We start from the raw sequence: 13,842 nt of genomic DNA on the forward strand, positions 1-13,842 counted from the left end.
GCTGCGTCACCGGCAGTTGTGGACCACCCCCACGTCAACTGCTTTCACAGCACCGTGCGTTGAGCCGCCCCCGAAGCCCACGGAAGGCCACGGTCATGCCGCACTCGCCCGTGTCACCCGCCGGACTCCCGGCCCCCCGCCCCCGGCCGCTCGTCAGCCGCCGCCGCCTCCTGGAGGGCGGTGCCGCCGTCCTCGGCGCGCTCGCCCTCTCCGGAAACCCCGTCGCCACCCAGGCGGCCGGCCGGCGGGCGGCGGCCGAGGGGACGCCGGAGTGGAACGACTTCGGTGTCTTCCGGGTCGGCACCGAGCCGCCGCACACCACGCTCATGCCGTACGCCGACGTGCGCCAGGCCCTCGCCGCCGACCGCACCGACTCGCCGTACCGGCTCAGCCTCGACGGCACGTGGAAGTTCGCCTACGCCGACCGCCCCGAGGACCGGGACGCCGACTTCCACCGCACCGACCTGGACGACGGCGACTGGGGGACCATCCCCGTACCGTCCGTCTGGCAGCTGCACGGCCACGACTACCCGATCTACCTCAACATCACCTACCCGTACTGGGGCGCCAACGGCCGCGGCGAGGAACCGCAGCCGCCCACCGCACCGACCCGCTACAGCCCGGTCGGCCAGTACCGGCGCACCTTCACCGTGCCCCGCGACTGGAAGGGCCGCCGCACCTTCCTCCACTTCGAGGGCGTCAAGTCCGCCCACTACGTGTGGATCAACGGCGAGCTGGCCGGCTACGACGAGGACTCGTTCACCCCGTCCGAGTACGACATCACCGACCACCTCAAGCCCGGCACCAACCAGATCGCCGTCGAGGTCTACCGCTACGCCGACGGCGACTGGCTGGAGGACCAGGACATGATCAGGCTGAGCGGTATCTTCCGCTCGGTCCACCTCTACTCCATCCCGGCCGTGCACCTGCGCGACTTCAAGCTGGACACCCCGCTGAACGACACGTACACGGCCGCCGAGCTGGCGGTCACCGCGAGCGTGCGGGCGTACGGCGATGCGGCGAAGGACGCCGGTCGGTACACCGTCGAGACCCAGCTGTACGACGCCCGCGGCCACGCCGTCTGGTCCCGGCCGCTGGAGCAGCCCGCCGACCTCACCGGGGCGGGCGCCGGCCAGGACGTCACCGTACGGGCGGCGAAGGCCGTACCGGAGCCGAAGCTGTGGTCGGCGGAGCACCCGCACCTCTACACGGCAGTCCTGCGCCTGCGCGACCCGGCCGGCAAGGTGGTCGAGACCCTGTCCCACCGGGTCGGCATCCGGGAGTTCGCCCTGAAGGACGGGCTGATGCGGATCAACGGCAAGCCCGTCTCCTTGCGCGGCACCAACCGCCACGAGATGCACCCGGACCGCGGCATCGCGCTCACCCGCGAGGACATGGTCGAGGACATCGCGATCATCAAGCGGCTGAACATGAACAGCGTCCGCACCTCGCACTACCCGGACAACCCGCTGTGGTACGAACTCGCCGACGAGTACGGCCTCTACCTCGTCGACGAGACCAACCTGGAGACCCACGGCATCCGCGACGAGTACCCCGGCGACCACCCCGAGTGGACCGAGGCCTGCGTGGCCCGCGCCCAGAACATGGTCCACCGGGACAAGAACCATGCCTCGGTCGTCATCTGGTCGCTGGGCAACGAGGCGGGCGGCGGCTCCACCTTCACCGCCATGCACGACTGGATCCGCTCCTACGATGCCACCCGCGTCATCCAGTACGAGGGCGACGACCGCCCGGGCGTCAGCGACATCCGCTCCGAGATGTACGACTCCCCGCAGCGCGTCGAGCAGCGGGCCAGGGACACCTCCGACACGCGGCCGTACGTGATGATCGAGTACGCCCACGCGATGGGCAACTCCAACGGCAACTTCAAGAAGTACTGGGACGTCGTCCGCTCGTACGACGTGCTCCAGGGCGGCTGGATCTGGGACTTCGTCGACCAATCGCTGACCTGGCCCGTCCCGCGGCGCACCCTGCTGACCGAGGAGGGGCCCGCCGGGCTGCGCGGTGAGATCCTCGCCGCCTCCGGCACCTTCGAGCGCGGCAAGGGCCTGTCCGGCGGCACGGTCTTCGCCCGCGACGCGAGCCTGGACCTCACCGGCTCGCTGACCCTGGAGGCCTGGGCCACCCCGCACTTCACCGGCTACCACCAGCCGATCATCGCCAAGGGCGACACCCAGTACGCCCTGAAGCAGAACGGCCGCACCCTGGAGTTCTTCATCCACTCCGGCGGTCAGTGGATCACCGCCACGTGGACCGTGCCCGAGGACTGGACCGGCCGCGAACACCACATCGCGGGCGTCTTCGACGCGGACTCCGGCACCCTCACCCTGTACGTCGACGGCGAGCGCCGGGCGACCCGCACCACCGACCGGCGGCCCACCGACAACACGGCCTCCCTCTCCCTCGCCACCGACTCGGACAACCAGGTCCGCGAGTTCAGCGGCACCATCCGCCGGGCCCGGGTCTACGCCCGCGCGCTGACCGCCGGCGAACTGGCCGACACGGACCGGGAGTCCGACGACGACGGGGTGCGGTTCTGGTTCGACGCGGAGACCGTCGAGGTGGAGAGGGAGCGGACGAAGGAGAAGAACTTCTTCGCCTACGGCGGCGACTGGGGCGACAACCCCAACGACGGCAACTTCGTCGCCGACGGCGTCGTCCTCGCCGACCGCGGCCACACCGGCAAGGCCGCCGAGGTCAAGCGCGTCTACCAGGCGGTCGGCGTCGAGAAGCGGTCCGGCGGCGCGGGCGCGGTCAGCCTCGTCAACGAGTACCTGTTCACCAGCCTCCGCGAGTTCGACGGCCACTGGGCACTCGTCGCCGACGGCAAGACCGTGCGGCGCGGGCGGCTCACCCGGGACCAGCTGGACGTGGAGCCGCTGTCCCGCAAGGACATCACCGTGCCCGTACGGCTGCCGGGCGACCCGGCGCCGGGCACCGAGTACTTCCTGGAGCTGTCCTTCACCACCAAGGACGACACCCCCTGGGCGAAGGCGGGTTTCGAGGTCGCCCGGCAGCAGCTCGCCCTCGACCCGGACGTCCCCACCGTGACCCCCGTGCCCCTGGACCGGGTGCCGTCCCTGCGCCACCGGGAGCGCGACGATGAGGTCGACGTCGACGGCCGCGACTTCTCGGTCACCGTCGACAAGCGCACCGGCACCATCACCGCGTACGAGGCGCACGGCAGGCGGCTGATCACCTCCGGGCCGGTGCCCAACTTCTGGCGGGCGCCCACCGACAACGACCACGGCAACGGCCAGCACACCCGCAACCAGACCTGGCGCGACGCGGGTGCCCGGCGCGAGGTCACGGACGTCACCGTGCGGGACCTGGACGGGCGGGCGGTCGAGATCAAGGTCGGCGGCACCTTGCCCACCACCGTGGAGTCGGCGTACACCACGACGTACACGGTGTTCGGCAACGGCGAGATCAAGGTCGACAACACCCTGCACCCCGGCGCCGCGAACCTGCCCTACATCCCCGAGGTCGGGACGATGCTGTTCCTGCCGCGCGGCCTGGACCGGATGCACTGGTACGGCCGCGGGCCAGAGGAGAACCACTGGGACCGCAACACCGGGACCGACGTCGGCCTCCACTCCGGGACCGTCGCCGAGCAGTGGACGCCCTACATCCGCCCGCAGGAGAACGGCAACAAGACCGACGTCCGCTGGGTCGCCCTCACCGACCGGCACGGCGTGGGCCTGCTCGCCTCCGGGGAGCCGCTGCTGGAGGTCAACGCCTCGCACTTCACCCCGGAGGACCTCTCCGGCGGGGTGCGGCACGACTACCAGCTCACGCCGAGGGACGCGGTCGTACTGCGGCTGAGCCACCGCCAGATGGGGGTCGGCGGCGACAACAGCTGGGGCGCGCACACGCACGACGAGTTCAAGCTCTTCGCCGACCGGGACTACTCCTACACCTACCGGCTGCGCCCGCTGCGGAACGTGAAGGAGGCGACGGCGGCATCGCGGCGGCCCACGGCGACCGAGTAGCGGTTCCCTGGGCCCGGGGCCCGGGTAACCGGGCCCTCATGGGTGACGTACTGGTCGGAGCGTGTTCCTGGACGGACCGGCAGCTGGTCGCGAGTGGCTGGTACCCGCGCGGACGGCGGGACGCCGAGGGGCGGTTGCGGCACTACGCCTCGCGGCTGCCCGTCGTCGAGGTGGACGCCGGGTACTACGCGCTGCCGAGCCGGCGCAACAGCGAGCTGTGGCTGGAGCGCACGCCCGACGGCTTCCGCTTCGACGTCAAGGCCTTCTCACTGCTGACCGGCCACCCCACCCGCCCGGAGGCACTGCCCGCCGACCTGCGCGGGGCCGGCGCCGGGCGGCTGAGGTGCGGGCAGGCGGGTGACGGTCTGCTGGACGAGGTGTGGGGACGTTTCGCCGAGGCGGTCGAGCCGCTGCGGAAGGACGGGCGGCTCGGCACCGTGCTGTTCCAGTTCCCGCCGTGGTTCTCGCCGGGTTCCCCGGCCGAGGCGGCGCTCGAAGCGTGCGCACGGCGTACGGAGGGCTGGCCGATCGCCGTGGAGTTCCGGCACCCCGGGTGGTGGGAGGCGGAACGGGCGGACACCACCCACGCCCTGCTGTCCGCGCTGGGCGCCTCGGCCGTCGGCACCGACATGGCCCGGGGACTGCCGTCGTCGCTGCCGCCCGTGGTGCCGGTCACCCGGCGGTCCCTCGCCGTGGTGCGCTTCCACGGGCGCAGCACGGCGTGGGGGAGGGGAAGCAAGGAGGACCGCTTCCGGTACGACTACTCGGCCGCCGAACTGGGCGCCTGGACGCCCCGCCTGCGCCGTGCCGCCGCACAGACCGACGAGCTGCACGTGCTCTTCAACAACTGCTGCGCCGACGCCGCCGTGCGCGCCGCCGAAACCATGCGGGAGCTGCTCACTCCGCCGCGTCGCTGATCCCCAGCCGCAGGTGCTCCACGTGGTACACGGCCTGGTCGAGCAGCCCGGCGACATGGTCGTCGTGCAGCGCGTACACCACCGAACGGCCGCGCCGCTCACCCACCACCAGGCCGAGGTTGCGCAGCAGCCGCAGCTGGTGCGAGCAGGCCGACTGCTCCATCCCGACCTCGGCCGCCAACTCGGTGGCGGGCAGCGGGCCTTCGCGCAGGCGGGCCAGGATCAGCAGCCGGGAGGGGGTGGACAGGGCCTGGAGTGTGGTGGCGACCTTGGCGACGTTGTCCGCGTCCAGGCGCACGCGTGCGGCGGCGTCCTGCGCGGTGGTGGCGGCTCCGTGACCCATGCGCTCATCCTACTCACCCCACATGAACGCATGAATGAGTCTTCATCTGTTCCTGTATGGTGTGCCGCGTGTCCACCACGCTCGCCCCCGCACCCGTCCCCGCGCCCGTCAGCCGGGCGCCCCGCCGCCGCACCCGCATCCTCGCCCTGCCCGAGGCCCGCTGGGCGCTCGTCTCGCTCGTCGCGTTCCTGCTCGCCCTGCCCCTCGACCTCGGCGGCGCCTCCGCCTGGACGTACGGCCCGCTGTACGTCGTCGCCTACGCCGCCGGCGGCTGGGAGCCCGCCCTGGAGGGCCTGCGGGCGCTGCGCGAGAAGACCCTGGACGTCGACCTGCTGATGATCGTCGCGGCGCTCGGCGCGGCCTCCATCGGACAGGTCCTCGACGGCGCCCTGCTGATCGTCATCTTCGCCACCTCCGGCGCCCTGGAGGCCCTGGCCACCGCCCGCACCGCCGACTCCGTGCGCGGCCTGCTCGACCTCGCGCCCACCACCGCGACCCGGGTGACCGGCGACCGCGAGGAGACCGTCCCCACCGCCGGCCTCGCCGTCGGCGACGTCCTCCTGGTCCGGCCGGGGGAGCGGATCGGCGCCGACGGCACGGTCCTCGGCGGCGAGGGCGAGGTCGACCAGGCCAACATCACCGGCGAGTCCGTCCCCGTCCTCAAGCGCCCCGGCGACGACGTCTTCGCCGGCACCCTCAACGGCACCGGTTCCCTGCGCGTCCGCGTCGACCGGGACCCCGCCGACTCGGTCATCGCCCGCATCGTCACCCTCGTCGAGGAGGCGTCCCGCACCAAGGCGCCGACCCAGCTGTTCATCGAGAAGATCGAGCAGCGCTACGCGGTCGGCATCGTGGTCGCCACCCTCGCGGTCTTCGGCATCCCGCTCGCCTTCGGCGCCGACCTCACGGACGCCCTGCTGCGCGCCATGACCTTCATGATCGTCGCGTCCCCCTGCGCGGTGGTCCTCGCGACCATGCCGCCCCTGCTCTCCGCCATCGCCAACGCGGGCCGGCACGGTGTCCTGGTGAAGTCGGCGGTCGCCATGGAGCGCCTCGGCGAGACCGACGCCGCCGCCCTCGACAAGACCGGCACCCTCACCGAGGGCACCCCCGAGGTCACCGCCGTACGCCCGCAGCCCGGCACCGGCCTGGACGAGGACGCCCTGCTCGCCCTCGCCGCGGCGGCCGAGCACCCCAGCGAGCACCCGCTGGCCCGCGCGATCGTGGCCGCCGCCCGCGCCCGCGACCTGCGCATCGCCCCCGCCGAGGACTTCACGGCGACTCCGGGCCGAGGCGTCACCGCCGTCGTCGACGGCCACGAGGTGCACGTCGGCCGCGCCGAGACCCCCGAGGGTGCCGAGACGACCGTCCGGGTCACCCGCGACGGCACCCCCGTCGGGACCCTGGCCCTCACCGACCGCCTGCGTGCCGACGCCCCCGGGGCCACCGCCGCGCTCACCGCCCTCACCGGCACCCCTCCCACCCTCCTCACCGGCGACAACGCGCCCGCCGCCGCCCGCGTCGCCGACGCGACCGGCATCACCGACGTCCGCGCCGGCCTGCTGCCCGAGGACAAGGTCGAGGCCGTACGGGACCTGGAACGGACCGGCCGCAAGGTGCTCTTCGTCGGTGACGGCGTCAACGACGCGCCCGCCCTCGCCGCCGCGCACGCCGGCGTCGCCATGGGCCGGGCCGGCTCCGACCTCGCCCTGGAGACGGCGGACGCGGTCGTGGTGCGGGACGAGCTGGCGGCCGTACCCGCCGTCGTCGACCTCTCCCGGCGCGCGCGCAGACTGGTGGTACAGAACCTGGTCATCGCCGGTACGTTCATCACCGTTCTCGTCCTGTGGGACCTGATCGGACACCTCCCGCTGCCGCTCGGCGTCGCGGGCCACGAGGGATCGACCGTGCTGGTCGGCCTGAACGGGCTGCGGCTGCTGCGCGAGTCGGCCTGGCGGCCGAGGCGATCCGCAGGAGCCCAGGAAGCGTGACGTTCATGTCGGATTCCCGCCAGCCCTCACCCGGCCGGCGGGCCATCCTGGACGCATGCAGACGGGAATGCACACCGACACCGAGCGCTGCGTGCGCGCCGTGCAGTCGAAGGACGCGCGGTTCGACGGCTGGTTCTTCACCGCCGTACTGACGACCCGCATCTACTGCCGGCCCAGCTGCCCGGTGGTGCCGCCCAAGCCCGCGAACATGACCTTCTACCGAAGCGCGGCGGCCTGCCAGCAGGCCGGGTTCCGGGCGTGCAAGCGCTGCCGCCCGGACACCAGCCCCGGCTCCCCGGAGTGGAACGAGCGCGCCGACCTCACCGCCCGCGCCATGCGCCTGATCGCCGACGGTGTCGTGGACCGCGAGGGCGTGCCCGGCCTCGCCGCCCGCCTCGGCTACAGCACCCGCCAGGTCGAACGCCAGCTCCTGGCCGAACTGGGCGCGGGCCCGCTCGCCCTCGCCCGCGCTCAGCGCGCCCAGACCGCCCGGCTGCTCGTCGAGACCACCGCGCTGCCGATGGCGGACATCGCCTTCGCGGCGGGCTTCTCCTCCATCCGCACCTTCAACGACACGGTCCGCGAGGTCTACGCCCTCTCCCCGAGCGAACTGCGCACCCGCGCCCCGAAGAACCGAGCGGCGGACCACGCGCCCGGCACGCTGACCCTCCGCCTCCCGTTCCGCACCCCCCTCAACCCCGACAACCTCTTCGGCCACCTCGCCGCCACCGCCGTACCCGGCGTGGAGGAGTGGCGGGACGGCGCGTACCGGCGCACTCTGCGCCTCCCGTACGGTCACGGCATCGTGGCCCTCACTCCGACCCCCGACCACATCGCCTGCCGCCTCACCCTCAGCGACCCGCGCGACCTGACCGTCGCCGTCAGCCGCTGCCGCCGCCTGCTCGACCTCGACGCCGACCCGACGGCCATCGACGGCCGGCTGCGCGCCGACCCGCTTCTCGCGCCGCTCGTCGACAAGGCCCCCGGACGGCGCGTGCCGCGCACGGTCGACGAGGCGGAGTTCGCCGTACGGGCCGTGCTCGGCCAGCAGGTCTCCACCGCCGCCGCCCGCACCCACGCCGCCCGCCTGGTCACCGCGCACGGCGACCCGGTCGACGACCCCGAGGGCGGCCTGAGCCACCTCTTCCCGTCCCCGACGGCGCTGGCCTCGGTGGACCCCGGGACCCTGGCCATGCCGCGCACCCGTCGCACGACCCTCACCACCCTCGTCTCCCATCTGGCCGACGGCTCGCTCAGCCTGGGCGTCGAGACCGACTGGACCGAGACCCGCGCCCGGCTCCTCGCCCTGCCCGGCTTCGGCCCCTGGACCGCCGACGTCATCGCCATGCGCGCCCTCGGCGACCCCGACGCCTTCCTCTCCACCGACCTCGGCATCCGCCGCGCCGCCGGCGAACTCGGCCTGCCCTCCACCCCGGCGGCGCTCACCGCCCGCGCGGCCGCCTGGCGGCCCTGGCGGGCGTACGCCGTCCAGTACCTGTGGGCGACCGACGACCACCCGATCAACTTCCTGCCCGTGTAAGCCGCCGCGAGCCCGTACGAGGAACCCACGTGAAACAGCACACCGTGATCGACAGCCCCTACGGAGCCCTCACCCTCGTCGCCGAGGACGGCGCCCTGTGCGGCCTCTACATGACCGACCAGCGCCACCGCCCACCGGAGGAGACCTTCGGCACGGCCGACGACGGCCCGTTCGCGCGGGTGGAGGAGCAACTGACGGCGTACTTCGCCGGCGAACTGAAGGACTTCACCCTCGACCTGCGCCTGAACGGCACCCCGTTCCAGCGCACGGTCTGGGACCAGCTCCGGAAGATCCCCTACGGCGAGACCCGCACCTACGGCGAACTCGCCGACGCCCTCGGCAACCCGGCCGCCTCCCGCGCGGTGGGCCTCGCCAACGGCCGCAACCCGATCGGCATCATCGTCCCCTGCCACCGCGTCATCGGCGCGAGCGGCAGCCTGACCGGCTACGGCGGCGGCCTGGAACGCAAGCGGCGGCTGCTGGACTTCGAACGGGGGACGGCGCTGTTCTAGCCACCGGGCGCCCCGAGGGCTCCGTCCGGCTCAGTGGGCGGGGCGGGGCCGGACGGCGATCTCCCGCAGCGGGTCCCCGCCGTCGACGAACAGCCGGCCGCCCGGCGCCAGCGCGGCGGCGACCCGCTCCAGGACCCGCCGTCCGGCCTCCGGGTGACGGCCGTCGAGCGCCCCGACGCGGACGGCGAACACCAGGTCGAACGGCCCCTCACCGGGCTCCCGCACGAAGTCCTCCGCCGCGACGCACCGCACGCTCATCCGGCCCGAGGCGATCTCGCGGGCCGACCCGGCCTCCGCCTGCGCGACCGCCCGCGCCGAACGGTCGACGGCCACGACGTGCCCCGACACCAGCCGCGCGGCGACGGCCCGCGCGGCGGCCCCCGGCCCGCACCCGATCTCCAGCACCCGCGCCGCGGGCGTCAGCGGCAGCGCGTCCACGATCGCCGCGAGACGGGGCGAGAGCTCGGACGGCACGGCCGGTCACCTCATCCGCTCGGAGTGCCGACACGGAGGCGGTTGCCGTCCGGGTCGCGCAACTCGACCTCGCGCGCCCAGGGCACCTCCCCGACCCGCACGCCGAACTCGGCGGCGACCGCGTCGACGTCGGTCACCCGCAGGTACACCAGCGTGTCCGGCCGGGCGTCCCCGGCATGCTCCGACAGGAACAGCCGCACCCGCCCGCGTGCCACCTCCACGAAGGCCGGCAGACCCGGCTCGAAGCGGTGCTCCCACTGCGCGGCGAAGCCCAGCCGCGCGTACCAGCGCACGGCCGCGGCGGCGTCGGCCACGCGCAGGACCGGGATCGCCTCCTCGTCCACGTGATCAGGCACCCGTCGCGTCCCGTTCTTCCGTCCCGTCGTTCCCCGCGACCAGCCCGCGCAGCAGCGCGGGCAGGGCGGTGCCGATGGGCTCCCGGACCACCTCGTCCGCCAGATCGTCGTACGGCGTCGGCTCGGCGTTGACGACGATCAGCCGCGCACCGTGGTCGGCGGCCACACCGGCCAGCCCGGCGGCGGGCTGGACCTGGAGGCTGGTGCCGACGGCGACGAACACCTGGCAGGCCTTGGTGACGGCGACCGCCTCGCCGAGCACCACCGGGTCGAGACGCTCGCCGAACATCACGGTCGCCGGCTTCAGGATGCCGCCGCACTCCAGGCACGGCGGATCGTCCTCGCCCGCGTCGAGGCGGGCCAGCGCGTCCGCCATCGGCCCCCGCACGTGGCAAACGGTGCACACGCAGCTGAGCGCGGTGCCGTGCAGTTCCAGCACCTTGCGGGCGGGGAGACCGGCGAGCTGGTGCAGCCCGTCCACGTTCTGCGTGATCACCCGCACCGGCACCCCGGAGCGCTCCAGTTCGGCCACCGCGCGGTGCGCGGCGTTCGGCTCGGCCCGCAGCGCCCCGGTCTCCCGCCGCATCCGCCAGGAGCGGCGCCGGATCTCCGGATCGCCCATGTAGTACTCGTACGTGACGAGCTTCTCGGCCTCCGGGTCGCTGCGCCACAGCCCCTTGGGCCCGCGGTAGTCGGGGATGCCGGAGTCGGTCGAGACGCCGGCACCGCTGAGGATGGCGACGAGGGGCTTGCCGGTCATGCGGTCGAGGGTAGGGCGCCAGGGTGCGGCGGGCGAGCGGATTGTTCCGGCACGGTAGGCGCCGTCACCCGTCGACCCGGCGGCCGTTCTCCAGCTCGGCGGTGCCCGCCCCCTCCGCCAGTACGTCCAGTGCGGCGAGGACCCGGCCGTGCAGGGAACCGAGCAGGTGGTCGCCCAGCTCCTCGCGCGGCACCAGCCGCCAGGAGAGCAGCTCCTCCTCCTGCAACCGGATCGCCTTGAGGTCGTCGTCGGTCAGCACGCCGCCGTCGTACAGGTACGCCACGATCGGCGGCCGGTCCGCCCCGTGCGACCAGTCCACCACGAGCAGCCGTCCGAGCCGGACGTCCAGCCCGATCTCCTCAGCGGTCTCGCGCCGCGCGCCCTGCCGCGGCGTCTCCCCGTCCTCCGACTCGATGGTCCCGCCGGGCAGCGTCCAGCCCTCGCGGTAGTTCGGCTCGACGAGCAGTACGCGACCCTCGGCGTCCCGGAGGACAGCGGCGGCACCGGCGAGGACGCGGGGGAGGCCGGCGATGTAGGCGGCGTAGTCAGGAGTGCTCATCGGTGAAGGGTAACGAGCCGTTCCATGTGGTGGGCGGGGCATGACGGCACGGGTGTCCTCCGGTTAAGGTCGCAGCGGCGCGACTGCCTTGACGTGCGCAAGGCTCGGAGAGCAAGGGGAGATCAAGGTGGCTGACGCTGCAGTGGACGGGGCCCGCCGGGTGCTCGTCGCCGCGGACAAGTTCAAGGGTTCGCTGACGGCCGTCGAGGTCGCCGAGCGGGTGACGGCCGGTCTGCGCCGGGTCGTGCCGGACCTCGCCGTGGAGGCGCTGCCCGTCGCCGACGGCGGTGACGGCACGGTGGCCGCGGCGGTCGCGGCCGGGTTCGAGCGCCGCCAGGTGCGGGTCGCCGGGCCCCTCGGTGACGAGGTGACGGCGGCGTACGCGCTGCGCGAGGGCACCGCGGTGGTGGAGATGGCCGAGGCCAGTGGCCTCCATCGGCTTCCGGAGGGTGTCCTCGCGCCGCTGACGTCGTCCACGTACGGCTCCGGCGAGCTGCTGCGCGCCGCGCTGGACGCGGGGGCGCGGACGATCGTGTTCGGGGTCGGCGGCAGCGCCACCACCGACGGCGGCGCCGGGATGCTGGCCGCGCTGGGCGCGCGGTTCCTGGACGGGAACGGGGAGCCGGTCGCGCCGGGCGGCGGCGGCCTCGCCGACGTGGCCTCGGCCGACCTGTCGGGCCTGGACGCGAGGCTGTCCGGCGTCGAGCTGGTGCTCGCGAGCGACGTCGACAATCCGCTGACCGGGCCGAAGGGCGCGCCCGCCGTGTACGGCCCGCAGAAGGGTGCCTCGCCGCAGGACGTGGAGGCCCTCGACGCGGCCCTCGCGCACTTCGCGAAGGTGCTGGAGGGCACGGAGACCGTGGGTGCGCGCGCCGCCGAGTACGCCGCCTCTCCGGGGGCCGGTGCGGCGGGCGGCATCGGGTTCGGCGCGATGCTGCTGGGGGCGCGGTTCCGGCCCGGCATCGAGGTGATGCTGGACGTGCTGGGCTTCGCGCCCGCGCTGGAGCGGGCGGACCTCGTGATCACGGGGGAGGGCTCGCTGGACGAACAGACGCTGCACGGCAAGGCACCCGCGGGCGTCGCCGCGGCGGCGCGGGCGGCGGGCAAGGACGTCGTCGCGGTGTGCGGGCGGCTGGCGCTGGCACCGGAGGTGCTGGGGCGGGCCGGGATCCGGCGGGCGTATCCGCTGACGGATGTGGAGCCGGACGTGGCCAAGTGCATCGCGGAGGCGGGGCCGATCCTGGAGCGGGTGGCGGAACGGATCGCGCGGGACTTCCTGGCCTAGGGGAGTTTCGCCCCCGCCGCCCCTTCCCGTTCCCGACCCTGGGGGCTTCGCCCCCAGACCCCCTTTCGGCCCTGAACGGGCCTCGTCCTCAATCGCCGGACGGGCTGAGGGGTGCGGCACCCTTCCAGCCCACCGAGTCGGGTGGTGGTGGGCATAGGCCCGGGGGTCTGGGGGCGAAGCCCCCAGGGACGCCGACACCGACGCCGGGGACGCACAAACGAAAGGGCCCCGAACCCAACCCAGGTTCGGGGCCCACCGAAAACGCACCGTCACGGAAGCTGCGCGGCCCGCGCCTCCCGCCGATTGTCACGGAAATTGTTCACCCGGCGAGCCGTGGCGAACAGCGGGATCACCGCCCCCATCACCAGCTGCAGCGCGCACCCCGTCTGCAGCAGCAGCTGCCCGCTCGGCGCGTCGAACGCCCACGCCGCCAGCAGCCCCATCGACAGGACGATCCACGACAGCATCGCCACCGCGAGACGCCCCCGAGGCTTCGGGTACTCGACCCGGCTCACCATCAGCCACGCGGTACCGATGATCGCCAGCAGCGTCGCCACAAAGGGCAGCTCCAGCAGCACGATCGACACCACCGTCAGCGCCCCGAAGGGCGACGGCATGCCCTGGAAGGTGCCGTCCTTGACGGTGACGCAGGAGAACCGGGCAAGCCGCAGCACCACCGCCAGCAGCACCACGATCGCCCCCACCGCCGCCACCCGCTGGTAGGCGTCGTCGGCGACCATGCCGTAGACGAGGACGAAGTACGCCGGCGCCAGCCCGAAGCTGATCAGGTCGGACAGGTTGTCCAGCTCCGCGCCCATGGGGGAGGAGCGCAGCTTGCGGGCCACCAGGCCGTCGAACAGGTCGAAGATCGCCGCGCACAGCATCAGGATGACCGCCGTGGCCGCGCTGTGGCGGGCCATGCCGGACTCTTCGCTGCCCATGAGGTGCGGGATGAGGATGCCGGTGGTGGTGAAGTACACCGCCATGAAGCCGCACGTGGCGTTGCCGAGGGTGAGGGTGTCCGCTATCGACAGGCGGAGCGAGAGCGGCATCTCCTCCTCTTCGTCCACCTCGTCGGCCTCGGGCACCCAC

The 13,842-nt window shown here is 73.5% G+C and carries 12 protein-coding genes; 6 read left to right on the forward strand and 6 right to left on the reverse strand.

What is annotated here, in order from left to right:
- The first annotated feature begins 95 nt into the window (after positions 1-95).
- Both AMK11_RS26355 and AMK11_RS26360 read left to right on the forward strand, forming a co-directional pair.
- Positions 96-4,013, forward strand: a complete 3,918-nt coding sequence (locus tag AMK11_RS26355; RefSeq protein WP_073730549.1) for a glycoside hydrolase family 2 TIM barrel-domain containing protein — start codon at positions 96-98, stop codon at positions 4,011-4,013.
- Positions 4,014-4,051: 38 nt separating this feature from the next.
- Positions 4,052-4,930: a DUF72 domain-containing protein gene (locus AMK11_RS26360; RefSeq protein WP_073730550.1), complete on the forward strand. Its 879-nt coding sequence runs from the start codon at positions 4,052-4,054 to the stop codon at positions 4,928-4,930.
- Here the strand turns inward: AMK11_RS26360 and AMK11_RS26365 are convergent.
- Entirely contained in the window at positions 4,911-5,273 is a 363-nt protein-coding gene (locus tag AMK11_RS26365) for an ArsR/SmtB family transcription factor (RefSeq protein ID WP_019328613.1), read from the reverse strand. The genes AMK11_RS26360 and AMK11_RS26365 overlap by 20 nt on opposite strands.
- 56 nt (positions 5,274-5,329) lie before the next feature.
- Here AMK11_RS26365 and AMK11_RS26370 point away from each other — a divergent pair, with 56 nt between their 5' ends.
- The 3 genes from AMK11_RS26370 to AMK11_RS26380 are packed head-to-tail and all read left to right on the forward strand — an operon-like array spanning position 5,330 to position 9,316.
- The gene (locus AMK11_RS26370) at positions 5,330-7,264 is read left to right on the forward strand and encodes a heavy metal translocating P-type ATPase (RefSeq protein WP_198941465.1); all 1,935 of its coding nucleotides are present in this window, start codon (positions 5,330-5,332) and stop codon (positions 7,262-7,264) included.
- A 55-nt stretch (positions 7,265-7,319) separates the two neighbouring features.
- A complete protein-coding gene (locus tag AMK11_RS26375) occupies positions 7,320-8,804 on the forward strand; it encodes an AlkA N-terminal domain-containing protein (RefSeq protein WP_274535685.1) in 1,485 nt (494 codons plus the stop codon).
- 29 nt (positions 8,805-8,833) lie between these two features.
- Complete coding sequence (locus tag AMK11_RS26380) at positions 8,834-9,316, forward strand: methylated-DNA--[protein]-cysteine S-methyltransferase (RefSeq protein ID WP_073730552.1); 483 nt, start codon at positions 8,834-8,836, stop codon at positions 9,314-9,316.
- A 30-nt stretch (positions 9,317-9,346) separates the two neighbouring features.
- Here AMK11_RS26380 and AMK11_RS26385 read toward each other — a convergent pair whose 3' ends face one another.
- From AMK11_RS26385 to AMK11_RS26400, 4 genes are all read right to left on the reverse strand, one after another.
- The gene (locus AMK11_RS26385) at positions 9,347-9,790 is read right to left on the reverse strand and encodes an SAM-dependent methyltransferase (RefSeq protein ID WP_073730553.1); all 444 of its coding nucleotides are present in this window, start codon (positions 9,788-9,790) and stop codon (positions 9,347-9,349) included.
- Between the two features lie 11 nt (positions 9,791-9,801).
- Positions 9,802-10,134, reverse strand: coding sequence for a glyoxalase superfamily protein (locus AMK11_RS26390; RefSeq protein WP_073730554.1), 333 nt, complete (start codon positions 10,132-10,134; stop codon positions 9,802-9,804).
- 4 nt (positions 10,135-10,138) lie between these two features.
- Positions 10,139-10,906, reverse strand: coding sequence for an SIR2 family NAD-dependent protein deacylase (locus AMK11_RS26395; RefSeq protein ID WP_073730555.1), 768 nt, complete (start codon positions 10,904-10,906; stop codon positions 10,139-10,141).
- A 64-nt stretch (positions 10,907-10,970) separates the two neighbouring features.
- Positions 10,971-11,465, reverse strand: coding sequence for an NUDIX domain-containing protein (locus tag AMK11_RS26400; RefSeq protein WP_073730556.1), 495 nt, complete (start codon positions 11,463-11,465; stop codon positions 10,971-10,973).
- A gap of 160 nt (positions 11,466-11,625) precedes the next feature.
- On the opposite strand from AMK11_RS26400, the gene AMK11_RS26405 reads away from it, so the two are divergent.
- Positions 11,626-12,750, forward strand: a complete 1,125-nt coding sequence (locus AMK11_RS26405; protein ID WP_073730703.1) for a glycerate kinase — start codon at positions 11,626-11,628, stop codon at positions 12,748-12,750.
- Between the two features lie 269 nt (positions 12,751-13,019).
- Here the strand turns inward: AMK11_RS26405 and pssA are convergent, their stop codons facing one another.
- Positions 13,020-13,838: a CDP-diacylglycerol--serine O-phosphatidyltransferase gene (pssA, locus tag AMK11_RS26410; protein WP_019328620.1), complete on the reverse strand. Its 819-nt coding sequence runs from the start codon at positions 13,836-13,838 to the stop codon at positions 13,020-13,022.
- Positions 13,839-13,842 lie beyond the last annotated feature (4 nt).

Origin of the sequence: Streptomyces sp. CB02414, from assembly GCF_001905385.1 — a bacterium.
GTDB lineage: Bacteria > Actinomycetota > Actinomycetes > Streptomycetales > Streptomycetaceae > Streptomyces.